Origin of the sequence: Sulfolobus acidocaldarius SUSAZ, from assembly GCA_000508305.1 — an archaeon.
Taxonomy (GTDB): Archaea; Thermoproteota; Thermoprotei_A; order Sulfolobales; family Sulfolobaceae; genus Sulfolobus; species Sulfolobus acidocaldarius_A.
Genome location: CP006977.1, coordinates 1572190 through 1597763, shown reverse-complemented (window position 1 = coordinate 1597763; position 25574 = coordinate 1572190). Strand labels below are relative to the sequence as shown.

The window sequence follows — 25574 nt, the reverse complement described above, 5'->3', positions numbered from 1 at the left end:
TACGATCTTTACTGACTTCCTCACTGCTATGAGGGTTCTCCTCATCGGTTCGGGCTTACATCTCTCATATGAGGGGCAGTCGAGAGGGTCAGAGACCCCTCCCATAAAGATTCATGATAGCAATAACATCCCTATCATTCTCATAACCACACTTCACACATTTAAAATACCTATGAGAAACCTCAACCATATTATTACCACACTTAGGACAATGAGTAGAAGAATAACGAGGATCAACATAAACAATAGTCAAACCACTCTTCTTAGCCTCCCAACCAATCCAATACTGAATACGAGAATACTCCATCAAATACAACCTATCCCTAAACCTTTTAGGCAAATCCTTAACACGCTCAATCATGTTATTCAAATCCTCAAGAAAAATAGCATCAACACTCATTAATTTAACAACATCAACAACCTACTATCCTTTCTTGCAGAATCCTCCAAAATACTCCTAGCCTTTTTATGATAGCTTTTAATCCTATTTAGTATTCTCTCATTCTCCCTCCATCTTTTATCATATTTCTTCTGCAAACCCTCAGCTAAAGATTTGAAATGACGAGCATCAGCCAAATGAGTCGGAATCCTAACATATTAACTATCATCCTTACCAACAACAACCTCATACATATTAATATCAACACCATCCTTAACTAAAGGTTCCTTATAATCCTTGAAAAGACTTACCTTCAAAAATACTTTACCTTGCCTTAAAACTAGCCTAGCCTCCCTAATATTCCAACCCTTATAAAAATTAAGATTCCTAGGATAACCTAGAATTGGCAATTCACCAACATCCCTAATCCATATTTTCATGTTTTCAAGGTCTAGCTTATAAGAAATATTATGAGTTAACCAAACTGATACTCTTCTTACCCTAGGATATCTACCACGCTTAGGATTCTTTAACCAACTCTTATATATTGCTATTGCATCTCTATAATAATCTTGAGCCAACTTAGGATGAAGATTAAACCTATCTTTAAGCACTTGATAAGTTGCATTATGAACTTTACTTAATAATCCCTTTTCAGGCTTATTTTCCCTCAACCAATTAAGAACATATTTCAACCCTTTCTCATAATTCGAGACGAGAATGAGTAGGGGAGGAGTGAGGGGAATCATAAGGCTAATAATAGCGATGATTCCATTCCCACCCTTCTTACTAACTCCCCTACTCATAAAATTAAGAAAGAGGGAAAGAAATTTTAAATTTTATTATTCTCACCATAAATGACGAGAATTTTCTTATCATTCTATATTTTTACATCCCCGCCGCCCTAAAGGGCGAGGCTTTCATTATTTAGTAAAAGAGTCAATAAATTTTTATCATTACGACAACCATGTATTAAAATATGAAAAATAAATAAATATAAAAAACTTTTACCTTTATATTTTATGACATTTATATTTTATGACATTTATATTTTATGACATTTATATTTTATGACATTTATATTTTATGACATTTATATTTTATGACATTGGAGCTTTTCCTAATGGAGCTTTCGCTCCTAAACTTTCTGAAACTGCTATTGCTAAACCAGTATACCATGCCGCTATAGCTGTTAATATTCCCATATAACCCCCTGCGTGAGATAATCCTACATTTCCAGTCATAGCCCCTACTCCTAAAAGGAAGAAGGTTATCCACAATAATAAGAATGTTAAGAATAATCCCAAATTACTCTTAAATGTACCGAACCACATTATTAGTGTGAAAATACCGAATGCTATTAACACTAGTCCAACGCCAGCTGCAGTTACATTTCCGAATACCCCAATGCTTGTAAGGAAATACCACTCCCAGAATGCTCCATAAGTGAAGAAGGCTGTATATCCGAATGTATTTCCCGCTCTCCACTCTAATATTCCAGCTAATAATTGGGCTAATCCACCGTAAAATGCAGCTAACCCTAAGACCACTCCGACTCCAGAAGAGGATAACAGGCCTGCATTAAAGGTACTTAGAACCAGTGTGGTTAAGGCGAAACCTGATAGACCAAGTGGAGCTGGATTCGCTCTTTTTTGCTCAGTCATAAGTATTTATATACTTTCTAAAATATAAAATTTTCTCATAATTTATATACATAATAACTATTTGTTTATTAAAGGGTCTCAACTAATAAATGCTCATCCTATTAATTAAGAATCTAACCTATTTTTAAATTAATTTACTCATTGTTTACAAAGTTCTTAAAGTATATAGTAGTGATTTTTCCATCATGTAGTTGTATGATTATTTAAAATCTTTGTATATATATAATTTAAATAAATTTAGTATTTTATGAATTATAATATCTAATAAGCAATGTTAACTTCATTAGAAAAATTCCCCCTAGAAAATACTACTTGGTAACGACATTAATGGAATCCATAAGGTTTGGCAAATTATGTTCTTCATCAAATTTTTCTCAGATTATTTTAATCCTAAGAACTGTTCTATGGAATAGTTATCGAGAAGCTTTGTAAAGGGAGGGAATTCTCGCCCTTTAAGGTTGGAAGAACCCAAGTTTAATGTCAAATGAGCCAAAAATAAATTGAGATGTTTCAAATTAGTATATATAAGGTATTTTTAAAGTCGATAAACTAAAATACCTAAATAAAAAAATATGGTTATGGAGACCGAAGAAGGTTATAAAAACATTTTTGGACTAAAGATCTACTATAGGCTCTACAAGGTAAACAGTCAGAAGAAGTTGATAACTCTTCACGGTGGACCTGGCGGTTCCCACGATTATCTAGAACCATTATCTGAACTGTCAAACTACGGAGTGAATGTCCTGTTCTATGACCAGTTTGGGTGTGGTAGATCCGAGGAGCCTAAGGACTCGAGTAAGTACACAGTTGACTACGGTGTAGAGGAACTAGAGGAACTGAGGAAGCAGGTGTTCAACGACAAGGTAGTTGTCCTAGGACACTCCTATGGAGGGTTGTTAGCTCTGGCTTATGCAATCAAATACCAGGAGAATCTCAGGGGGCTAATAGTCAGTAGCGGTCTCTCCAGTGTACCATATACTGTTGAGGAGATGCAGAGGTTAATAAATGACTTACCAGAGAAGTATAAGTCAGCAATAAGGAAATATGATGAGCTTAAGGACTATAAGAATCCAGAGTACTTGGAGGCAGTAAACTACTTTTACAGGAGACACCTTTTGAGGTTAGACCAGATGCCTGAGGCTGTGAAGAGGACATTTGAATACCTGGAGAGGAGGAAGACCTACGAGATTATGAACGGTCCAAATGAGTTCACCATCATAGGGACAATAAAGGACGTTGACCTGACAGAGAAGTTGAGGAGGATCACTGTACCGACTCTTATAACAGTAGGTAAGTATGATGAGGTGACACCAAATGTCGCAGAGCTTATACACAGGGGGATTAAAGGTTCTAGACTAGTGGTCTTCGAGAACAGCTCACACATGGCAATGTGGGAGGAGAGGGAGAAGTACTTGAAGACAATTCTGGAGTTCATAGACAGAGTCTATCAAGGAGGTTATGAGAAGGGTGTAGAGGAGGAGTAGAAGGAAAAAAAGTGGTTTATGCTATACACGTCTAAACGCACAAACACACGTAGACGTGTCAACAAAGGTCTAAAGAAAAAGACATATCGATAGCTTTAATATCCCTTTACCATTTTGTACCTTTCACAACAGGAGTCAACAGAGTGCCCAACTTGGTAATGCTTATCTCCACCACGTCTCCGTGTCTCAACCCCTTGTCTTTTCCAGGAATTATTGCAGTACCAGTGGTCAGTATAGTCCCGTCAGGGACTGGGTTATCCCTCAACAAGTACTGAATCTGCTCCTCGATCTTCCTCCTCATCTTGTTCGTGTTCACACTACCCTCGAAGAGCACTTTACCCTCCCTCATTATCTTTAGCCTTATGTCAAGGCTGTAGGGGTTACCCACCTCATCTGGTGTTACAATAAACGGACCAAAGGCACAGCAACCATAGTATATCTTTGATTGAGGTAAGTAGAGTGGGTTGTCAGCCTCCAAGTCCCTAGCTGACACGTCGTCTAATATAGTGTAACCCAGGATTTTCCCCCTAGAATCGATCACAACAGCCAGCTCAGGTTCAGGCAGAGTCCACTCTGAGTCACTCCTCACCACTATCGCCTCCCCATGTCCCACACACCTGTTTCCTGTAGCCTTGAAGAATATCTCCGGTCTCACTGCGTCATACACTTTCTCATAAATTGTCTTCCCCGTTATTCTAGCCACATCCTCCTCTGAATACCTCTCCCTAGCCATCTCATAGCTTATACCTGACCCCCACACCTCTATGGGGTCAAAGGGCTTAGTTATCCTAGTGTCCCCACTCTTAAACTTTGTGAGCAGTTCCTCAAGGTTGAACCCTACTACCTTGTCGCCTAAAATCTCTTTACTTTCAGAATACCTAATTAACGCTTTAACTGGGTCTTCATCTAACTTTACTACATCGTTTCCTACTATAGCGTAATGTACGTTATGTGAGCCCTTCTTTACTACTCTAAATATTCTCATTTATAACCCTCTACTCGTGACTGTATTTAAATGTAATAGCAAACATGTTAACATTATATGATAAAAATTAGAATGATAAGATAATACATATGATAAAATCATATCAAGAACTAGCAGATAAGTGGATAAGAGGTAGTGGAGAGGAGTACTTGGACATAAATCCTGCCGACAAGGAACACGTGTTGGCTAAAATAAGACTATTTACAAAAGACGACTTAAAGGAGTCCCTGAACAGGGCTCTGAGTAAGTTCGAGGAGTGGTCAAGGACCCCATCCCCAAAGAGAGGTCAAATACTCCTTAAGGCAGGAGAGTTAATGGAACAGGAGGCAAAAGACCTAGCACTACTTATGACACTTGAGGAGGGGAAGACACTGAAGGACAGCATGGCAGAAGTGATTAGGAGTTACAACCTCCTGAAGTTCTACGGTGCCCTAGCCTTTAAAATAGGCGGAAAGACACTGCCCTCAGCTGACCCTGATTCAAGGATCTACACCTTGAAGGAGCCCTTGGGCGTAGTTGCCCTCATCACACCATGGAACTTCCCCCTTTCAATACCGGTGTGGAAACTAGCCCCAGCGCTAGCCACAGGCAATACAGTGGTCCTAAAGCCTGCCACCAAGACCCCTCTGTTAGTAGCTAAGTTGGTTGAAATACTCTCCAGGGCTGGACTACCTGATGGAGTTGTCAACCTAGTTGTAGGCAAAGGAGGGGAATTAGGTGATATGATAATATCTGATGAGAGCATATCAGCTGTGTCATTTACAGGCTCTACCGAAGTGGGAAAGAGGATCTACAGGTTAGTGGGTGATAAGAACAGGATGACGAGGATCCAGTTGGAGTTGGGGGGAAAGAATGCCCTTTATGTGGACAGGAGTGCTAACCTGGAGTTAGCATCAGAGTTAGCTGTAAGGGGAGCATTTGGATTGACCGGCCAATCCTGTACAGCCACTAGTAGACTTATAGTTCATAAGGAAGTATATAACCACTTCAAGCAAAAGCTCTTAGAGAGGGTAAGGAAATGGAAGGTAGGTAAGGGTACTGATGAAGTTGACATGGGACCTGTAGTTGACGAGGGTCAGTTCAAGAAGGATTTGGAGTATGTGGAAATCGGAAAAAGAGAAGGATATAAGCTGATCTATGGAGGAAACGTGATTCCAGGTAATGGCTACTTCTTAGAGCCCACAATATTTGACGGAGTTACACCTGAATCGAGATTATTCAAGGAAGAGATCTTTGGACCTGTCTTAACTGTAACTGAGGCTGAGAACTTGGACGAGGCAATTTCCCTCGTCAATAGCGTGGAGTATGGTCACACTGCAGGTATAGTCTCAATGGACATAAAAGCCATAAACAGGTTTGTGAGAGAAGTTGAGGCTGGAGTGATAAAGGTGAATAAGCCAACTGTTGGTCTAGAGCTACAGGCACCATTTGGTGGGTTTAAGAACTCGGGGGCAACAACCTGGAAGGAGATGGGTGAGGAGGCTCTAGAGTTTTACTTGAGGGAAAAAACTGTATATGAGGGATGGTAGTCACGACATAGTTGTGGTGAAAACTAGAGAGTGGGTGTCTTTACTCAACATTCCCCTTTAGGTTTTTTACAATCTCATCTCTTCTCCCCGTCCTTAAGGGAAGGGCTTGCCGTTATCTTGCCCATGTTCATTTGTCAAGATAGACTCTACAACTGTAAGTTCTTTACATAATATTTTTATAGAAAGACACCTTATTATATATATGCAATCTGTAGCCGAAGTGATAACAAAAGTATTAGAGGAGAGCGGAGTCCAGAGGATCTACGGTATCCCTGGAGACTCAATAGACCCACTCGTTGACGCGGTAAGGAGGTCAAAAATATCCTACATCCAAGTTAGACATGAAGAAGGGGCTGCATTTGCCGCATCAGTTGAGGCTAAGATCACAGGCAAACCTGTGGCATGTATGGGTACCTCTGGACCAGGCTCAATACACCTATTGAATGGCTTATATGACGCAAAGATGGACCACGTACCTGTCATAGCATTTTCAGGTCAAGTGGAGTCTGATATGCTAGGACACGACTACTTCCAGGAGGTCAACTTAGTCAAGTTATTTGACGACGTTGCAGTCTATAACCAAATCCTCATTAACCCTGACAACGCAGAGTACACAGTGAGAAGGGCTATCAGGGAGGCTGTCACCAAGAGGGGAGTTGCGCACATAAACCTCCCTGCAGATATATTGAGGAAGTCCTCAGAGTATAAGGGTAAAAGAGAGGAGATTGTCCCTAAGGTGGAGTACAGTGTGGACTTTTCAAAGGTTAAAGAACTTATAGATAACAGTAAAAAGCCAATCTTAATGATAGGTGGTGGAGCAAGGGGTCTCGGGGAACATATAAACAAGTTTGCAGAGAAGATAGGGTCTCCAGTAATCTACGCCCTTAACGGGAAGGGTATATTACCTGACCTAGACCCCAAGGTAATGGGAGGAATAGGACTATTAGGGACAAAGCCCTCCATATCTGCAATGGACAAGGCTGATCTGCTCATCCTATTGGGAACTTCATTCCCATACGTGAACTTTCTGAACAGAGACGCTAAAGTAATTCAGGTCGACTTAAACCCATCAAACATAGGAAAGAGGATTAATGTCGACATATCCCTACCAATTCCTGCAGAGGAATTTCTCAAGATCGAGGTTAAGGAGAAGGAGGAGAAGTTCTATGAGAAGTTAAAAGGGGAGAAGGAGGACTGGCTCGACAAGATCAGTAAGCAGGAGAGCAGTTCAGACAAACCCATGAAGCCTCAGAGGGTAGCTTACATAGTCTCACAGAAGTGTAAAGATGATGCTGTGATAGTTACAGACACAGGTAATGTGACAATGTGGACTGCAAGGCACTTTAGAGCCTCAGGAAAACAGACATTTGTCTTCTCCTCATGGCTTGGGTCAATGGGAATAGGAGTCCCTGGAGCTGTAGGTGCATCGTTAGCCACAAACAGGGAGAGACAAGTAATAGCCTTTGCAGGTGATGGGGGATTCACAATGACCATGATGGAGTTAATAACAGCAAAGAAGTATGGACTTCCTGTAAAGGTCATTATTTACAACAACTCGAAGCTGGGGATGATAAAGTTTGAACAGGAGGTCATGGGTTACCCAGAGTGGGGTGTTGATCTGCTCAATCCAGACTTCTCCAAACTAGCTGAATCAACGGGCTTTAAGGGGTTCAAGTTAGAGGAACCCGGTGAGGCTGAGAGTGTCATTGAGGAGTTCCTTAATGCAGAGGGAGGGGCCGTACTTGACGCAGTAGTGGATCCAAACGAGAGACCTATGCCACCTAAACTGACTTTTAAACAGGCAGGGGAGTACGTCCTCTCGATATTCAGGGAGAAGCTACAGGGTGACTAGGTTGATAGTGATAGTAGGAGGAGGGTTTTCAGGTGTTTCAGCTTACAATCAGAACAGTAATGCAGTAATTATTGACAAGAAGGACTTTTTTCTCCTAACCCCCTGGGTCATAGACTACATATGTGGTCTTAAAGAGCTAGGAGACGTGACAGTAAAATACAAGAGAGTTGTGTTGGGTGAGTTAAGGAAAATAGATTATAAGGGTAAGAGGGTTATACTGGATAGGGAGAGGGAGATAAGGTACGACAAACTTATAGTTAGCCTAGGTCATCACCAAAACTTGCCCAGATTAAAAGGTGCAAGGGAGTACGCACATAAGATAGAGACACTTGATGACGCTGTAGCACTGAGGAAGAGGCTTGAGGAAGTAAAGAACGTAGTCATAGTCGGAGGAGGTGCTACAGGCGTGGAGTTGGCTGGGAACATCAGGGGAAAGAACGTTACATTAATCCACAGGAGGGACAGGCTACTGCCGACAATGACCACAGGGTCGTCGAAGAGGGCTGAAAAGTTGTTAACAGAACTCGGTGTGAACTTGATGCTAAAAGTGAGTGCAGAGGAGATAACTAAAGAAGGTGTTGTTACATCCGACGGCTTTGTGAAGTCCGAGTTGACGATCTTTGCTGGTGGTCTTAAAGGTCCACAGATTATAGACACAATCGAACACAGGAATAAGAACCACAGGTTAATTGTTGATAAGTACTTGAGGTTAGTTGAGTTTAGTGACATTTATGGTGCAGGTGACTGTGCGACATTCGAAAACGAGGACATCCCCATGTCAGCTAATGTAGCTGTAATGTCTGGTAGGGTAGCCATGAGGAATGCCATGGGAGAGGAGGTTGAGTTTAAACCTAAGAGGTTAGCTACAATACTGAGGGTTGGGGAGAACTTCTTTGGTGACTTTGGTGATAACTATGTGGAGGGTAACTCAGCCAAGTTGTTGAGAAGTATAGCCTACACCGAGTCATTAATGTTACCAGAAAGGCTTAAGGGATAGGATGACGATATAGATAGGACTTTAAGTAAGTGTTTTTTAGATCGGGTGATTACACACTTGTTGACCCTCAAAATTTTTTACGTATAATTACAGGGCAGAAAAGCCTGATAACTACTCAGGGCATGAGATAATGTTTAAGGGAAGTAGTAATAATTTCAGTCGATTATTCCCTGTTGAAAAGATGATGAGTTAAAATCATGGCGCCGCGGAATGAGTGGTGATTAAGACCGCTGAGCTGACCAATTTAGTTACCTAATCATCAAGTGTCTCTACCTCATGTGTTATGAATTGCTAAAGTTCATAGGGTTCATAAAAAAGGTTCATATAACTTCTGATACCCTCTCTTCTCGTCATCATTAAGCGTTATAGCCAGACACCATGAATTATTTTCCAGTTTATGGTTCAACGTTTGCTCCCCTTTTTTATTATATAGATATGTGTTGTTCTGAATGAATATACACTCAAATTAACTTCCCATTGAAAACTCAGGGTAACTAAGTTCTTCGTGTGAGTTAATATTTTCATGATAATAAAGAGAAGGAAAATTTCCCCACTTCTATTAAAAAGGGGTATTAGTACAAGCTAGATGTAGTCTAAATGGTATAAGTGAAAACCCTCCATAGAGGAAAAAACATGATAAGGTAATAAAACCTATATAACCACTTAAGGCAGGTCGATTTTCAAATTAATTTTTCAATAGGTTTCACATCTCCTCCTCTACCCTTTATCCTTCACGAGATAATACTAGAGCAGTCTCTAGGGCGGAAAAAGTCAGATGTGAACTGAGTAGCCTTAACTGTTTTCTTTAACAGACTCACTCTGTCTTATACTTTATACTCTCAACTACAATCTCAACCTCGGTTTATTTAGTTTAATTTGGTTTATTATTACACGGGTTTATTTTGATTACATTAAAGTTATAAATATGGACAAATATTACCTAGCATTACTCGGTGAGGCAGGCGCTACGGGTTTAGCAAAGGCATTTTACATGAGGTTTAAACTCAAGGAGTTAGAGAAGGCTTACCACCAGGAATTATCACACTGGACTTATTTTAAGAAGTTCAGGTCGTCTTACCTAGAGAAGCCTATCTATTACGCACTTCTCGTCTTTGGTCTACTGGTTTCAATCTTCGGTCTGAAGGTTACTAAAGCAGTTATAAGGAGATTAGAGGCAGGGGCTATCAATTTTTACCTCGAGAGGTTCTCTGGGGACAAAGAGATTGAATGGATAATAGAGAATGAAAGGGAGCACATGGAGATTTGAATGAACTGTAAATCTACAGGTATAAATTGTAGTTACAAAGGCAAGGTTGATGAATCTGCTGACATATACGACTCTTCTCTATTCACAAAGACCTCATCTCTGCCCCTCACAACCGCTGGGGATGAGCTTTCCTGAAAAAATGGTAAGGAGATGATGATAGACTTAATTGAGGTGCTACGGGCATTATCCATATACATTACTGTTCATCTACAGGGAGACTATATTTTTCAATATATCTGATTTCCTGGGGTAGCTCTTGGGTATACGGTTGGTCAGAAGAACACCTAGCATTCTTAGAAAGAGACGCTCAAAGTACTTCACAACGGCAATGTTGGAAATTACGAACACTGTGTAGAATACTACAAGTAGGGTTAGCCAACGCCTTAGGTGATCCAGGTCTTTAGAAGTAATGTGAAAATGTTTAGTTAATACTTTTTATAAATATTACTTACCTTAGCGAATGGGGTTCAATGGTTGCTTTGGAGGTTTAAGTTTGGTCAGTGAAGTTTAAGTAAGGTTTAGGCGGGGGTACGTCGTCCTTTGTCCTTTAGTGTAAGACTACACCTACAGAGTCCTGAATTTTTCATATACGACAGTTTTAAGCCTTTTACGAAATGGGTGTTATGGAGGTGTAGTTAGAAAGTTACCCTGTCTCTTGTAGTTTACTTCTTGCGTGTCTTGAGAGTCTTAAGATATTCCAGCAATGTAGTGACTTTCTCACAGGACATATGACTCTTTCCAAAGCAAGGTTTAAATTTGCGGAGTTGAGAGTTTTGAACCTCTTTAATCGAAGATTCTAACCATGACCACACTTTATTATCTTTGACGTTAAAGGACTTTCGCATAATTTAGAGAGAAGAGTAAAAAGTCCATTGACAAAATAATGGGAGGGGGAGGTCGATAGCCCTAATTGATTACCTCCTGTGATGACAATTTGATTTTATCATTAAGGAGCGTTTGGTGTGAGGCGAGGAACCGACTCTGCAAACTTGGCCATAAATCCAGTAAACAGGGAAAAGTATAAATCTTTTCTTGTGGAGTAATGAACATATGGCTAGCGAAAGCGACGACATGGTTAAAAAACTATTAGAAGATCCTAAGTTTATTTCAACCTTAGTTAGTAAAATTTATGATAGACTTAAAGATGAAGTCGTGATAAAAAGGTTAGAGGAAAATACTGAAGCTATCAGAAATTTGCAACAGGGGATAATGGGATTACAGGAAGCAATAAAACAACAAGGAGGCTCGATAAAAAGTTTACAAGAGACAGTAAAACAACAAGGAGAGATACTAAGAGAGCACAGTGAAGCGATAAAAAATTTACAAGAGACAGTAAAACAACACAGTGAAGCCATAAGAGGACTACAGGAAGCAGTAAAACAGTTGTCCAACGACATAAAGGAGGTCAGCAAGCTCACCATAAAGCTCTCAACAGAGATAGGTAGTTTTACCAACAGGGCTGGTAAGGGTCTAGAGAAGACCATAATGATGGTGTATAAAGAGGCTTTAGAGCTACACGGGATAGACCCAGAAAAGGTTAAACACGGTAATATTGTGGATACGATAGGTGTAATAGATAAGGGTAGGATATTTGAAGTGGACTTCTATGAAACCAATGACTATGTTTACGTTTTCGAGATAAAGAACTTCGCAGATGAGGGTGCGTTAGAGCAAATGGTGGTCAGAAAGAAGTTGATCCCACAGCTCTTCAATAAACCAGTTAAACTTTTCCTTGTGGCCAATTATGTTGACAAGAAGGTTAAAGAAGAGTTAGAGAAAGAGGGAGTTACAATAATTTCGTCAATGGTGGTAGAGTAAGGTCTGTTTTAAACAACATTAACACGTGAGTTAATGGGATAATGGGTGAGAACTCTCCTCAGGGTTTCGAGAACAGGTATAAGAAGTTCACTTTCTTGATTAGATAGGCTTTAGTTACCCTTGAATAAAGTAGATCTGGTTGATAAGGCGAGCTGAAACTCCATTCAATATTTTGTGTTATGCTAGGAAAAATGAGAATTTGTCCTTCACTCTGTTACACTCGAGATCAAGAAAGGAAAGGATCTGACCCACTCCCCGCCCTAAAGGGCGAGGTTTGTAATTCTTTTATCAAAGTTAATATAGGCAAAGTTATCTAAGATGTCCTTTAAGAGCGTATAGGAAAAGATTGACTTACCGCATCTTCTAACCGTTTGTCCCCCAAGACAATTAACACAGTTGGGTGATTCAGATAGTTGGATACATCAAAAGGGACGTCTCTTTTTATTATTCTCTGCTTCTACAATAGGTCTTCCATACTTTCCCTCTGATCGACTATTATGCTCTTCAACTTCTCACTGTCCATAATATAAAGTAACCCATGAGGATATTGTGTTTTACCAAACAAAAACAGTTTCTCGGTTAAGTGCTTTAGTCTACTAAAACACAATATCCCAGAATTCACGTTCATACCCTTCATAAGCTTAGGAATAATATGTTATGAGGTTGAAAGAAGAGAGTACTCATAATTTATTTTCGTTCGATCTGAAAGTTAATTGGTGATGACGGAGTCGCGACCTGATAGGTGATGTAGCTGAGCACTCTGACCACAAATTCCTTTAGACCTCTGTACTCCTCCCATACCTCTAGATAGTGACCGCTCTCTCAGGACAAGTTATAGTTCCTTTCATAGCTCTTTCTATCCATCTGTCATTATACATCCACTTTATCTCTAAGGCGAGTGGGTATACTCCTATGAGTCTCAGTTAAGTTAATAGGTCTCACTCCTGTAGGAACTGAGACCCTTCCCTCAATTTCCATGATCGAGCGTAAAGAGTTAATAAATTAGTTAAAGCCTCGCAATCTATGGCGGGTAAAAAGTCAGCTCTTCCTCATAACACCAGTAGCTAAACACCTTACCGTGGACAACTATAAGTTCAAGTGTATAAACTAATACGTGAACCTGGAGAATAGCCTTACTGATTCATGGAGAACGATAAACCTTTTAAATCTCTCTACTGAGACTTAAATATGAGCTCTCAACGGACATGCTTAATTTATGTAGCAGGAGACGTAACTAACTACTCAGTAGTCGACTACAAGTTCAAGGGTACTTCATACCGTACCTTCTTCTCCGCCCATGCCCTATGGCAAGCGTTAAACCCTAGAGAAGTAATAGCCCTATCACCCGACAGTCTCATAGTGACTGAGGATTGCGGCTCTCCAGACGAAAACGTTGAAGCCACAAAGAGGGCGTAATAACGACAAGAAACTAAAAGCCGACCCTTGGAGGCCAATTAGGGCACTCTTAGTAATGGATCTGGCTTTTCTTTCCTCCTGGGTTTGACTGGAGATTATGTTAATGTGTTCATTACAGTTCAACCCTCTACTCCTATACAGCCCTCGGCTTTCATTAGGTAGATTACAGCCTCGGATCCATTCCTCACATGGCATGCTCGAAGGCATCGTTATACTAGCCCTGAACATTATCACTTTGAGCCTCTCCTTGAGATACAGAAGCTGGAAAGTAATTCTAACCTCTATCTTTGCACTTGGCGCAATAGTCAGTGCCTGTTTAAGGGGATTCCTATTTGTTATCTCGGGCTTTTCTTATGGCGGAGCTATCATCTGGGCGGGAGTTTTATTGGAGCGTATGCCTTCTACTTTATAACCTTACGGTACACCAAGTGAAATTCTGATATTAACGTGACCCAGTGAAGTGTTCATGAAATGAGAACAGAGAAACCTCAACAATATTTCATAGTTAACGCTTACATCGGTTCAACTTCGCATGGGGGTCTCCAATAGCTGGTTAGGGGTTATATGGTTTCTCTCATTTATTAAAACTCAGTTTATGTAATTTACTCATGGACTATTATTTAGAAGCTGAGTGGCTGAATAGGGGCTTAATGGAATAACTGAGTGAGGATCAGGATTAAAGGAATATGTGTATTGGGAGCCTTAATGGAATAACTGAGTGAGGAGTAGAGCTCTTATTAACCCACAAATACCTGACTTCCTCCCTGCCATAAATGACGAGAATTCCTCTTATCATTCCATATTTATTCTTTTACATCCCCGCTCTAAAGGGAAAGGCTTTCATTATTTTGTAACAATTTTAATAATGAGAATCTAAAGCAAAGTGTTCTGTGCAGAATAAGCGAGATCTCATTGAGATAGTAATAAACGATGTTGGAACTCCTAGTGGTCAAAATAGGTGAACTAATTAAGTCATACCTTTAGACAGCTCCTTTTAATCATGTGAGTAATGAGTTGTTTTGCAGTGCCCTTATAAATTTTAGGTTAATCTCTTAAATGTGGTGATATAAGGGAAATTTCCTCCACTTATTTACATCTAACAAGCCCAATTATACATTGAGGGTTTTCACTGAAGAGTTAAAACACAGGAGTGCCTTTTAGTAATACATTGTATAATGGCATAAGCAATATCAACGTTGGTTAAACGCTTAGAAATCCAGATATTTCTCAGTAAAGCTTAGCTCACCCACGACATTATGCTGGTTCTAACTTGTAAAAACTAAATTGTTTCGTATACCTTCCATCAAGTATCAAGGATGTTTAATATGGGAAAATATTATTCTCTGCTTAGACTTCACACATCTTTGGTACTCCTCCTCTTTTAATACACTTTCACTATATGTCTAGTACTTTCAAGGGTCATTCTCCAGTAAGTAAGAGGATATATAGACGAGAGGGAGGCGTAGAGATTTACTAATCTCTGGGAAAACCTCTGTGATTTTTATGTTGGGAGAATCTATAGCGTCTTTTTTCAGTGATTTGGGCTGCGGCTTAGAGCCTATGTGTCTTATATACATGAGGTGTTATGTTATCGGACTCAGGAGGTTGAGTGTTTAGGATACCTGGACTTTCTAAAAATTCCTCTTTAACCTCATGAGGCTCGACTCTCCTAACTTTTCCCTTAACTCCTTCAGCTCACTCTCCTCGTAGACCCTCCCTCCCTTCTCCACGTACTTAAGTACTTCTAGGCAGAACCTAGAGGCGTGTTCCAACATCTCCACGTCTTGAACTCCAGTTACGTAACCTGGGACAACTTGCTTCGATACAGTGGCTATCCCTATAAGAGGAGAGCTAGAGTACAGCCAAGGCGAGACCAAAGTACTTATGTGGTAGACATTATACTCCATTGGAGTGAGGTCACCCGTGGTCAGGGGTACGAAGTATACCTCATGCCCAGTGACCCTGTTGTAGATATCCACTAACTCGTCATTCACCTTCAGGATGTACCCGTCCTTTATAACATGGGTTATGGCAAAGTCATCATACTTGGCTATTCTATTCCCCTTTGTTGAGTCTATGGACAGTATCAGGTTAGCCTCCCCGTCTACCTCCTCTCTTAACGCCTCGTCAAGACCAATTAGTGGAACCATGAAGTTAAATGGTCTATGGCGTATTAGCTTGGCGTCCAAGGAGATGTTTGTCACGAAAGATACGTCAACATCAAGTTCAATCCCCTTCTCCCTTAAATTCAACAACTCAAACAGGATAGCTAGGCTCACTATTGCACCGTCAGCGTCAGACACTAAGCCTTTTTCCTGTCTCACCTGTATCGCCCCTAACCTACCCAGGACCTCTACTCTTTCCTTACCTCTACCCCGGTATAGGCACTTAACGTAGGTGACCTCGCCCAACTGCTTCTCCTCGTATCCATCTACTTTTCCCTTTAACCTCTCCCTGACCTTGTCCACTGGGTCCTTGGACTCTAAGACGTCAATGACTTCCATTAAGGTCTTCAACATCATAGTATCAACTTCCCCGGGTTAAGTATATTGTTTGGGTCTATGGTTCTCTTCAACTTCTTTATTAAGTTTAACCTGGATTCCTCGTCTACCCTGTAGTTCACCTCTATTGAGTGAATCTCAAAGGGGATCCCTTCCCTTGTCATTATGCTGTCTATGACCGGGAAATTGCCCCTATCTGACATGAACACTGTGTAGATTATTGTCTCTCCCCTCAGGGTCATAACATCTCCGTGAATAAAGACATTACTGCCTAAAGCTTTCTTAACCTGCCTTACCACCCTTGAGAAGCCCTCTAAGGGTAGTAGTCTGACCTCGTAGAAGTAGTCCTTGAGGCTGGTCAACCTACTCATTGTGACGTAAATTGCAGCAAATGCCAATTCGTCTAGGAACCTCATATTAACCTCTTCTCCTAGGCTCAGTGTACTAGCAATTATTACGTTCCACTCTCCTAGCCTGTCTAACCTGTCTTTGGCTACTGACGAGAGTGTTTCCTTGTCTTCAACTGTAATCCTCCTTATCTTGGGCTTGTACTCTCTCATCTTCACTAAGTACTTTGTCACCTCCTCTACATTGTTGAACGTGACCAGTTGGTCCTTCCAGTCCTCATAGTCCACTGTTGCCAACTCCGCTGAGGAGATTACTCCAGTGGTCCCGGCAGCTTGGGCTACTCCCAGTGTATCCTCACCCCTTAGCTCATACTTTCCAGTGGGTCCAACGACTTTGACGGAGTTTATCCCTCCGTTATCGAAGTGATAGCCGTACTGAAATGAGCCTATCCCTACGTCTCCCCCTGCTATGTATCCTCCTAGGGTGGATATGTAGAAGCTACTTGGATAGACCCTTAGCTCTTTACCCCTTTTTCTCAGGTATTGCAGAGCCTTAAACACTTTTACACTGGGGGTTAACCTCACCCAGGTGTCGTCTGACTCTATTACTTCCCTCATTCTGTTGATATCTAAGACAATGGTTAAGGGAGAAATGGGTAAGACTTGCCCTATAGTACTGGTACCAGCTCCCCTGGCTAGCAGTGGTATGCGGTATGTGTCACATAGCCTGACAGCGCTGTATATGTCCTCCTCGTCCTCTGCCATGATGACACCTATCACTTTTTTGCCCATTTTAGACAGGACTGGGGAGACCAGATATGGAGCCTTAGACTCTTCCTCTAGGACTTTATCGTCGGTGATGAACTTCTTGTCGCCGAACTCCTTCTCAAAGGTTTTGGTTATGGTCTCAGCTTCCATGATAATATTTACGTTGATTATGTATTAAAGCGTGACCTTTTCTCAGTGAAAGGTTAAAAGTATGTGAATGAGTGACGACATGAATTTTTAAGAAATATCTCTATATAATTTAACTTATGCTTAGTGATGGTAATACTCCTATCTAGGCTGTGAGACTTTACCACGTTAATTTTACAGTGTAGGGAGGACGATACTTGACCTTACTCGTTAAAACAGTTTTTTAGCGTTAGCAAAGATGTTCAGTTACTTTTTTTCCATTATAACGCAGTCAAACACGGTATTTATAAAACTCTCCATACTTTTATTTTGTACCTCACCCCTATCTAGGCAGATATTTCTCAAGTTCGAGGGAGAACGCATTGCAACGGTCAGAAATTCAAATGCTAAGATAACACAGTCAATCTCTCTCTGTTGTCCTCTACTGGGAGAGGTGAGTCATGAAGTACTGTGTTCATGAGTGAAGGAGATTGGGAAAAAGGGGAGAAAGCTTACTTGATTACCACACATACCACTCTCGAAGCTGTACCTCAAAACTCTTTTCAACCTGTAAACCATTTATTTCCCTGCTTGCTTACTCTCTAGTACTCTCTGGACTTGGTGAGCACCAACACTAGTCAATTCACCACCAACAATACTAATGACGGCTAACGCAATAGTTAAGTCACTGAGTCCAAAGATGAAGCTAGTGATTGGTATTATTAGCTCTAGTACAAGTAACCCACTTATTTCAGTTAGCAAGTTGTTATATTCACTTCCTAACCTGGAAATGTCTAACCCCGATCAGTAAAAGGCTTATGAACAGAAGGAGACCCCTATAATTAACGCAAAATTGATTGAAGTTGAGTGGTTAGGTAAGAGGTGTGTTACACTTAATAGTATAGCCAAGAGGTAGATTATATTTCCAACTAGACTTGTCTTCTGAAGTATAAAAAGGACAGTAGTATAGTTGAATAAGGGAAGAATTTTCAGTGTACAACTGTTCAAATAACTTTGAAGAATGATTACTACGTTCTATGTCTGGGTATACGATTGCGCAATTAATGAACTTTTCAGATCGCATGATATTATGTTTTTTAAAAGGGTTATATTTATTCATCGTAGAAGGTCAGGATATAACTCCCTATATGTGTACGAGAATTTCTTTAAAGTACTCGTGGATACAGCTGTATTTAGTATCCTTAAATCATATACAGTAGCTGGAGTGCTCCCATAATTTTCTGTTTTTTGAAAACTATCAACCTTAATTATCATTTATACCGAATACAGTATTGAGCCTTAAAGTAGTTTGATACGGTTTAATGAGATTTCTGATAACAAATTAGGATATAAAACTCAAAATCTCATTAATTATCAAAAGCTGTTCAACTATTCTATTAACCTCTTCGAACATTTCCTCAATAAGTTTGAGTTTAACTCCTGCTAGAGAATGACAAGCCTTGCCCTTTAACAAGAGGTAAGTCGTCATAAATTCATTCTGACAAGATATTCTCATGCTTCAAACGATTTTACACGAACTTAAGAAACTATTTCTCATGTTACGTTGCAGTCTCAGGTACATATACGTCCTATATTTATCTTAAATGTAGGAAGGCATCTTGCAAGGTTTGTTCTCTCTCCTTCAGAAAAGGATTAATACTTGTCGGTCTAGAGTTTTTTGATGTCGTGCTGTTTTAAGTATATAGGCTACGTGAAAAGAGAAGACAACTCGCAATCAAGACGGAATGTAGTGAAGATTGTTGTGGACAAGGACTATGAGGAAGGGTTAAGAGGTATAGAGGACTACTCACACCTGATAATTATCTACCACCTCCACCTCTCCCAATTTGACGGTAATCTGGTGAGAGATTTCCATGAGGGAGTAAGGGTAGGAGTGTTCGCCACTAGGACTCATGAAAGACCCAATCCCATTGGGATATCTGTTGTCGAGTTGCTAAAGGTAGAGGGTAATGTGCTCCATGTTAGAGGGATAAACGCTGTGGATGGGACTCCAGTCCTTGATATAAAGCCCTATGACTACTTTGACAGGGTAGAGAGTATTAGGGTCCCAGAGTGGTGGTTAAAGAAGTTTTATCAACACTAATTTGTGTTAAGTGATGGTTTTACTTCTCACTACTTAGTGTCATTTACTTAACTAATTTTTAACGAGACCCTCTTCATATGATAAGAAGAGTTTGTACTCTCACTTTACACATTGTCCTGAAAACCTATGATACAAAGGAATCTAGTAATCCAACTGTCACTTGAAGAGACTTTGTTGGGTAAAATAAAAGAGGACAACTTACACAGTTATGATAAATGGAGGTAGCTGAAAAACAGATCTCTCTACAAGGGTCTTCAATTACTTTTTAATAGTCTCAGGTATTTGAGTTGCCGAGATCATAAAACTAAGATTGAAGATATGACTATAGATATTGCCGAGTGCTCCCCAAATCCTCCACCTAACAGTCTGCCCAGAAAGAGTTTAATATTAGTCTCGGTTTCCTTAAAGTTTACCCGATACACATAGTTCATCTATGTCTCAAAGTAGGTGAAGAATGAAGATCCTATCATTAGAACTATGATAGGGACGATCAATAGGGTCAGAGAGTAACTCTTAGAAAAAGTGTAATAGATGAGGTTATATACTTATTCCAGCAAATATATGACTTCCTCCTCGCCATGAGGGTTCCTCTCATCAATTCGTATTTACATCTCTCACGTGAGTGGCAATTGAGAGACATAAAGAACCGCTCTCATACAAATTCATTATAACAATCATTTTAAATAACCTCTGTTTTCACATGAAAAATACCTGTGAGAGAACACTTACCCTACACCCCTTCCACATTTGGTAGAAGAATAGTGAGGATAAATAAATATCACCTCTAAAACCACTCTTCTCAGCTTCCCATTTAATCCATTATTGAACACGACGGTACTGCACGAAATATCCCCAAGACAAGTCTGTGACTTCTTATCATGTTTTATTATGTTTTTATTATTCAGTCCTCTTAGAAGATAACTAAAACGTGTAAATAGCTACATTAATAAACCCACTTACCAAGTTTCTTAGCAGAGTCTTCCAAGACTTTTCTAGTTATTCTAGGATAAGACTTAATCCTGTTTAGAACTTTCTCATTCTCTTTCAATCTCTTATCATATTTTCTCTCCAAACTCTCAGCTAAGCTATTGTAGTTGTGAGCATCCTCTAAACGAGTTGGAAACCTAATATAATCCTTATCGTCCTTACAAACAATAATTTCACTCATATTAATCTCAACAGCAATACCATCATTTACAATAGGCTCTCTTAGCCCTTAAGAAAAGTTATCTTCAGAAATGCTCTGCCACCTCTAAGTAATAGTCTAACTTCTCTAATTTGCCAGTCTTTATAAAAAGATAAGCTCCTAGGATAGTCTAAGATCGAGAGTGACTGTAGCCCTGATTATTAACCCATCTTTATTAACTCCCTACTCACAGAAATGACTTGAGAAATAGGGATTTTTATACTTTATCATCCCTGCCCTAAAGATTAAGGCTCTCCTCATTATATAAAATAAATGAGCTCTCTATCTGTGAAAAAGATTTAGTTTTACATCTCATCCTGGATGGTCATTGTCCAGTTATACAATGTATAACCCACATTCACTACCCCATGTATGTCATTAAACTCCATTCCTACTTGAATTGCACATAAATAATATGCTGAGGTCTGTAAGTCAGGAAATACGCCTCTAACATAGTTAAATGAATCCTTTATTAATGAGGACATGGGGATAGTAACGTTTCCCGCAGGTAATTCTAGTTGACTTATGTAATATACTCCAATCCAACCGTTCACTGATCCTGTGTGAGGTAAAATATATACTGTGAAATTATCTTGAATCATAGTTCCATTTACCACGATACTTTCCCTTATAACACCAGCCTTAACAAAATACTGAGATAGTGTCTCGTTGTAATATAGCCATATCATTATCTCCATGTCAGGGAAAAGTAGATATGTAGTATTTGGACTTTGGGTCAACCATATATCATACGAGAGGTCATCTATTATCCCTTTGTTGTCATAGGTCTTATATGATAAGGTCGAGTTAAAGTTTGGTAGACTTATAACTCTCATAGGAAGTACAAAATAGGAAGGCATAAGAGTCTTTCCGGCAAAAGGAAACCAATCTTCTTTACCATACATCACTCCAGGATAACCGTCAACTTGCAAATTCGAGTTTATCTTTTCAAAATTAGTAAAGTTAACATTAACCAGCAAAATGTTGCCCATATAAGTGAGATTAGTGTAACCTGAGGCACTCTTCAAGTTCCACAGAAAAGGTGAGATAAATAGTGAGGCATTCTTAGAATAAACCATTCCCATAGCGTAAGCACTATCGCTCTGATAGTTACCTAGTATTGAAAACTTTCCACCATATGAGTTACCCAGTGTTATGATATAGTCATTTCTTGATTGATAGTGTGATAATACTATAAAGATAGAGACAAGTGTAAAAACTAGGAGAATAATAGTAGATAATACCACAATCAACCTAAATTTCATTATACTACTGGTGAAGGAAAGGTTAAAAAGATTTTACACGATCATGAATTTTGTTAATTATTTTAAGAAAATTGAGTATTTATGGTTTAAGACTTCGTTGATTTTAGACAGAATCTAAGTCAATACTTTATAGATCTCGCTAACTGTCAAAATAATTATCTGGGCTCCTTAATAAATTTGAGTGTTCAGCTGAAATAAATTTAGATATAGAAAAAAAAGCTTTCTAGATTTTAAAATAGAAATACTCAGCCATACTTATAAGGGCAGAAGATCACTTTCGATTTTATATTTAGATACTATACCTGACATAACTACGTTCATTCTAAATCAATTTTGCGAACTAACCAAATACCCGTATGGCGATATGAGATTGTCTAATTATATTTATTTGATAAATAAAGGTTTAAATTCTTTTGTAAATATTATTGGCTTTATTAAATATTAGAAGATATGTTTATATTTGTAAAGAATAAATATATTATAAGATAAAAAGTAAAATTTTTAAATTAGATCTACAATATATAAGTGTGACTGGAAAGGAAATAAGTAGAACACAAGTCATAAAAGTTGCAATAGGCACATCATTAGGAACTACAATAGAATGGTACGACTTTTTCTTGTATGGATATGCCGCTACACTGATTTTCCCTAAACTCTTCTTCCCACCATTTTCGTCACCAATAACGTCTCTGCTTATATCCCTGTCGACCTATGCTGTTGGTTTCGTAGCAAGACCAATTGGTGCTATGATTTTTGGTCATTTGGGGGACAAGTTAGGAAGAAGGACAGGTCTTCTATGGGATCTAATCTTAATGGGTTTAGGGACTGGTATTATAGGTCTATTGCCTGGTTACTCCGTCCTAGGATATGGATCACTGGTTATAGCAACAGTTTCCAGAATCTTACAGGGAATAGGAGTAGGCGGAGAATGGGGCGGAGCTACCACTTGGCTCACTGAATATGCTGCTAAATCAAAGTGGAGGGCGTTCTGGGGAAGTTGGGTTCAACAGGGAGTTCCAATAGGTCTATTATGGGCTTCAGGTATTTTGGGAGTTTTTGCGGTATTTCCCAGCGACTCTCCCCTAGGCTTATATAACTACGGATGGAGATTAGCCTTTTGGATAGGGGCAATAGCTGCAATCATTGGTATTATCATAAGATTGATAATTATGGAGAGCCCTATGTTCGAAAGTATTCTAGAGAGAGGTGAAGTTTCTAAGGTGCCGTCAATAGAAGTATGGAGAAAGTATTGGACTAAGATACTTCTATTAGCAGGATCATGGGCAGCACAGAACGCAGGATTCTACTTATATTCGGTTTACTCGGTGACTTTCTTAACAGGATTACACTTCTCCAGAAATCTAGCCCTGTTGTCAGTCACTATATCTTCACTTATAGGAATATTCATTACAATACTGTTCGGAATATATGCGGACAAACTAGGAAGAAGAACGGGTATGATAACAGCCTTCGGGTTTGGGCTCATATTTAGCTTCCTCTATGTGATGATGTTAATGCAACTTAACTTTGCATTAATTCTGATCGCGCAAATCCTAATAACAGTAGCAGTCCTTGGGTCTTACGCCATACTCCCCGCCTTCTTTGCTGAAAACTTTCCTACTAAATACAGATATTCAGGGACAGGAATAAGTTACCACATGGCTGCTCCAATAGCAGGTGGATTGGCTCCACTTATTGTCGCAGCGCTTGTAGGGGAGAACTACTCTGTTAACTGGTACTGGTTCGCCTTAATATTTGTTATCTATTTTGCCATATCAATAGGAGCACTATTGGCATTAAAAGAGACCAGAGGTAAGGAAATGGAATAAAACGTATTTCCGAGAACAAAGCCTAATAAGTTTTTTTCTTTTCTGCGCTTCTCTCCTTTACACGTTATACCTAAAAGATTCCTATAAGTTAGCATGTTTTTGCATATAATAAAGTGTTTTGAACCGAAACTAAAAAAGAACAAATCTCATCATTTTGATAGGAGCGATAGACCAGTTGCTTATCACTTCTCCTTGTTTCATCATCTGTCCTTAAGGGTTTGACTAGGTGTTCCGTAAGAATTTGATTTGTAACTTACACTCTCATCAATCCATGGCTGATGTATATGCTCAAGACTATCAAATTTATTCGACGTTGGATCACTGACTAGATGTTCAACCACACTGCCCTGCATTTGAAGAGGTCAACACGACACTCTATTCCCTCGACCTAAATCATGCATTTAATGTGAGAATATATAATGGAGAGAGACTTCTACACCTTTAATGAAATTCCGTGTTTTAGAATCTCTGCGTTTCTACATACTCATTCCCTTTTCTGCCTCGCACTCGAACTCAAAAACGATTAAGTCAACTCTAATTCCTCTGACTTCCTCCCTGCCCTAAAGGGCGAGGCTTTCATCATTTTGTAATTAGAAGATAAGGTTTTTATTTTCTCAAATTATATACTTGCTATATGACAAGTATAATAAAAATTGACCTAGAGTCCAAGACTCCTACCTATAAACAGATAGCTGACCAGATTATCGAGTTAATAGCTAAGGGTAAGTTAAAGCCTGGGGATAAATTACCCTCTATAAGAGAGTTAGCATCAATGCTCGGTGTCAACATGCTAACTGTGAACAAGGCTTACAACTACCTAGTTAACGAGGGTTTTATTGTAGTCCAGAAGAGAAGATATGTAGTGAAGAGCGAGGTAAGAGATGATAGTTGGAAAAGTATGTTACGAGTCGTAATCTACAGAGCGTTGGCATCAAACAAGAATAGGGATGAAATAGTTAATGAGATCAATAGGATTATAAGTGAGGCGAATACGAGGTGATGGAATGCTTACTCGTTTTCACAGTTTTTATCACCATAGTTGTGATATGGATCAGTTTTGTCTCTATCCCTTACATACAGCCTCCTGATATGTTAATTGGTGCAAGAATCAGTAAATCACTCGATGAGCCCTTACACAGGAAGATAATAAGAGCTTATGTTATCTCCTCTTCTGCTGTATAAGCCTTGTTGATAGCATATACTCTAATGACGTACATAAACTAGGTCTTTGCTGTAATTGTAAGTATAGTACTCAGCTCCTCGTTACAGACCCTAAACTACGTCATATTCAGAAGTTACCTGCTGGAAAGAGAGGGGAGAAATTTAGGTGAGGGACAACATAAGGTATGCAGTATTACACACTGATGAGACCGAGAGGAGATACTTATTACTTCTACTCATCCCATGGGTGTTAGACTTTCTCACGTTTCTGATTGATCTGACTTCCTCCCTGCCCTAAAGGGCGAGGCTTTCATCATTTTGTAAGTCAAGGAGGTTCTATCACATATGTACCAAAAACTCCCATAAATGTCTTCTTAAGCCAGTTTATTTCTACCATTGTACTGAATGTTCTCCCATTCATAGTTTTGGGCTACCAGCGGTGTTAAAAACAGACTTAGTACTTCAAACCCCTTGAAGAGCTTTAAAGAAGAACAGGCTATGAGGAAGTATATTGTTCAAAGTTTGGTGATCATTTTTATAGGTATTGAACTTCTTACCTCACTTATATCCTTTGGAGTCTGGGAAATGATAGGTATAGACATTGCAATTGTCCTATCTATCTCTATACTTTACGTGTGTGTTCTGGGAGGAATAATTTATCTCTTGTACAAGGTTAGCCTTTTAAGAAAGCCTATGAAAGATGGTCATTTAGGACTAGAAACAATAGACGATGACAAGTATTGGGATTGGAGGGATCTTTTATTATAATAAGGATGAAGATAGGGTCTTTGTGCCTAAAAGAGCCTTTGTTGGTTATACACTAAACTATGATAATAAAAAATCCATTCTCATACTGAGATTGACGTTAAGTTTACCCCTTCTAATTGTTTTGCTAC

The 25574-nt window shown here is 39.4% G+C and carries 24 protein-coding genes and 1 pseudogene; 12 read left to right on the top strand and 13 right to left on the bottom strand.

Features of this window, described 5'->3' with window-relative positions:
- Positions 1 to 41: 41 nt before the first annotated feature.
- Positions 42 to 1185 (bottom strand): annotated as a pseudogene (locus SUSAZ_09030) (transposase).
- Between the two features lie 294 nt (positions 1186 to 1479).
- On the bottom strand, positions 1480 to 2043 hold the full coding sequence (locus SUSAZ_09025) for a hypothetical protein (GenBank protein ID AHC52046.1): 564 nt from the start codon (positions 2041 to 2043) through the stop codon (positions 1480 to 1482).
- 572 nt (positions 2044 to 2615) lie between these two features.
- Here SUSAZ_09025 and SUSAZ_09020 point away from each other — a divergent pair.
- A complete protein-coding gene (locus SUSAZ_09020; protein ID AHC52045.1) occupies positions 2616 to 3527 on the top strand; it encodes a peptidase in 912 nt (303 codons plus the stop codon).
- A gap of 106 nt (positions 3528 to 3633) precedes the next feature.
- Here SUSAZ_09020 and SUSAZ_09015 read toward each other — a convergent pair whose 3' ends face one another.
- Positions 3634 to 4512, bottom strand: coding sequence for a fumarylacetoacetate hydrolase (locus SUSAZ_09015; protein ID AHC52044.1), 879 nt, complete (start codon positions 4510 to 4512; stop codon positions 3634 to 3636).
- Positions 4513 to 4604: 92 nt separating this feature from the next.
- Between SUSAZ_09015 and SUSAZ_09010 the strand changes: the two genes are divergently transcribed.
- The 5 genes from SUSAZ_09010 (at position 4605) to SUSAZ_08990 (ending at position 11975) form a co-directional block, all read left to right on the top strand.
- On the top strand, positions 4605 to 6041 hold the full coding sequence (locus SUSAZ_09010) for an aldehyde dehydrogenase (protein ID AHC52043.1): 1437 nt from the start codon (positions 4605 to 4607) through the stop codon (positions 6039 to 6041).
- A 202-nt stretch (positions 6042 to 6243) separates the two neighbouring features.
- Positions 6244 to 7893 carry a pyruvate dehydrogenase gene (locus tag SUSAZ_09005; GenBank protein AHC52042.1) on the top strand — a complete coding sequence of 550 codons (1650 nt, stop codon included), beginning with the start codon at positions 6244 to 6246 and terminating at the stop codon, positions 7891 to 7893.
- A 1-nt stretch (position 7894) separates the two neighbouring features.
- A complete protein-coding gene (locus SUSAZ_09000) occupies positions 7895 to 8890 on the top strand; it encodes an FAD-dependent pyridine nucleotide-disulfide oxidoreductase (GenBank protein ID AHC52041.1) in 996 nt (331 codons plus the stop codon).
- A 925-nt stretch (positions 8891 to 9815) separates the two neighbouring features.
- Positions 9816 to 10157, top strand: coding sequence for a hypothetical protein (locus tag SUSAZ_08995; GenBank protein AHC52040.1), 342 nt, complete (start codon positions 9816 to 9818; stop codon positions 10155 to 10157).
- A gap of 1050 nt (positions 10158 to 11207) precedes the next feature.
- Positions 11208 to 11975 (top strand): hypothetical protein, encoded by a 768-nt coding sequence (locus SUSAZ_08990; protein AHC52039.1) that lies wholly within the window; start codon positions 11208 to 11210, stop codon positions 11973 to 11975.
- Positions 11976 to 12432: 457 nt separating this feature from the next.
- On the opposite strand, the gene SUSAZ_08985 is transcribed toward SUSAZ_08990, so the two are convergent.
- Together SUSAZ_08985 and SUSAZ_08980 are read right to left on the bottom strand one after the other, a co-directional pair.
- Entirely contained in the window at positions 12433 to 12612 is a 180-nt protein-coding gene (locus SUSAZ_08985) for a hypothetical protein (GenBank protein ID AHC52598.1), read from the bottom strand.
- Positions 12613 to 12845: 233 nt separating this feature from the next.
- A complete protein-coding gene (locus SUSAZ_08980) occupies positions 12846 to 12953 on the bottom strand; it encodes a hypothetical protein (protein ID AHC52597.1) in 108 nt (35 codons plus the stop codon).
- A gap of 210 nt (positions 12954 to 13163) precedes the next feature.
- Between SUSAZ_08980 and SUSAZ_08975 the strand changes: the two genes are divergently transcribed.
- Positions 13164 to 13391, top strand: a complete 228-nt coding sequence (locus tag SUSAZ_08975) for a hypothetical protein (GenBank protein AHC52596.1) — start codon at positions 13164 to 13166, stop codon at positions 13389 to 13391.
- A 1631-nt stretch (positions 13392 to 15022) separates the two neighbouring features.
- On the opposite strand, the gene SUSAZ_08970 is transcribed toward SUSAZ_08975, so the two are convergent.
- The 5 genes from SUSAZ_08970 to SUSAZ_08950 form a co-directional block, all read right to left on the bottom strand.
- On the bottom strand, positions 15023 to 15913 hold the full coding sequence (locus SUSAZ_08970) for a hypothetical protein (GenBank protein AHC52038.1): 891 nt from the start codon (positions 15911 to 15913) through the stop codon (positions 15023 to 15025).
- On the bottom strand, positions 15910 to 17157 hold the full coding sequence (locus tag SUSAZ_08965) for an FAD-linked oxidase (GenBank protein AHC52037.1): 1248 nt from the start codon (positions 17155 to 17157) through the stop codon (positions 15910 to 15912). The genes SUSAZ_08970 and SUSAZ_08965 overlap by 4 nt, the downstream gene beginning before the upstream one ends.
- Positions 17158 to 17712: 555 nt before the next feature.
- A complete protein-coding gene (locus tag SUSAZ_08960) occupies positions 17713 to 17895 on the bottom strand; it encodes a hypothetical protein (protein ID AHC52595.1) in 183 nt (60 codons plus the stop codon).
- Between the two features lie 354 nt (positions 17896 to 18249).
- A complete protein-coding gene (locus SUSAZ_08955) occupies positions 18250 to 18408 on the bottom strand; it encodes a hypothetical protein (GenBank protein ID AHC52594.1) in 159 nt (52 codons plus the stop codon).
- Between the two features lie 67 nt (positions 18409 to 18475).
- Positions 18476 to 18649, bottom strand: a complete 174-nt coding sequence (locus SUSAZ_08950) for a hypothetical protein (GenBank protein ID AHC52593.1) — start codon at positions 18647 to 18649, stop codon at positions 18476 to 18478.
- Positions 18650 to 18814: 165 nt separating this feature from the next.
- Here SUSAZ_08950 and SUSAZ_08945 point away from each other — a divergent pair, with 165 nt between their 5' ends.
- Positions 18815 to 19237, top strand: a complete 423-nt coding sequence (locus SUSAZ_08945) for a methyltransferase (protein AHC52036.1) — start codon at positions 18815 to 18817, stop codon at positions 19235 to 19237.
- Positions 19238 to 20180: 943 nt separating this feature from the next.
- On the opposite strand, the gene SUSAZ_08940 is transcribed toward SUSAZ_08945, so the two are convergent.
- A complete protein-coding gene (locus tag SUSAZ_08940; GenBank protein ID AHC52592.1) occupies positions 20181 to 20405 on the bottom strand; it encodes a hypothetical protein in 225 nt (74 codons plus the stop codon).
- Between the two features lie 323 nt (positions 20406 to 20728).
- On the bottom strand, positions 20729 to 21688 hold the full coding sequence (locus tag SUSAZ_08935) for a cellulase (GenBank protein ID AHC52035.1): 960 nt from the start codon (positions 21686 to 21688) through the stop codon (positions 20729 to 20731).
- Between the two features lie 527 nt (positions 21689 to 22215).
- On the opposite strand from SUSAZ_08935, the gene SUSAZ_08930 reads away from it, so the two are divergent.
- The 3 genes from SUSAZ_08930 (at position 22216) to SUSAZ_08920 (ending at position 24699) form a co-directional block, all read left to right on the top strand.
- Positions 22216 to 23517 (top strand): MFS transporter, encoded by a 1302-nt coding sequence (locus SUSAZ_08930; protein AHC52034.1) that lies wholly within the window; start codon positions 22216 to 22218, stop codon positions 23515 to 23517.
- Between the two features lie 634 nt (positions 23518 to 24151).
- On the top strand, positions 24152 to 24517 hold the full coding sequence (locus tag SUSAZ_08925) for a GntR family transcriptional regulator (protein AHC52033.1): 366 nt from the start codon (positions 24152 to 24154) through the stop codon (positions 24515 to 24517).
- Complete coding sequence (locus SUSAZ_08920; protein AHC52591.1) at positions 24517 to 24699, top strand: hypothetical protein; 183 nt, start codon at positions 24517 to 24519, stop codon at positions 24697 to 24699. Before SUSAZ_08925 ends, SUSAZ_08920 begins: the two co-directional genes overlap by 1 nt.
- A gap of 304 nt (positions 24700 to 25003) precedes the next feature.
- Here the strand turns inward: SUSAZ_08920 and SUSAZ_08915 are convergent, their stop codons facing one another.
- Positions 25004 to 25099: a hypothetical protein gene (locus tag SUSAZ_08915; protein AHC52590.1), complete on the bottom strand. Its 96-nt coding sequence runs from the start codon at positions 25097 to 25099 to the stop codon at positions 25004 to 25006.
- 50 nt (positions 25100 to 25149) lie between these two features.
- Between SUSAZ_08915 and SUSAZ_08910 the strand changes: the two genes are divergently transcribed.
- Positions 25150 to 25446 (top strand): hypothetical protein, encoded by a 297-nt coding sequence (locus SUSAZ_08910; protein AHC52589.1) that lies wholly within the window; start codon positions 25150 to 25152, stop codon positions 25444 to 25446.
- Positions 25447 to 25574 lie beyond the last annotated feature (128 nt).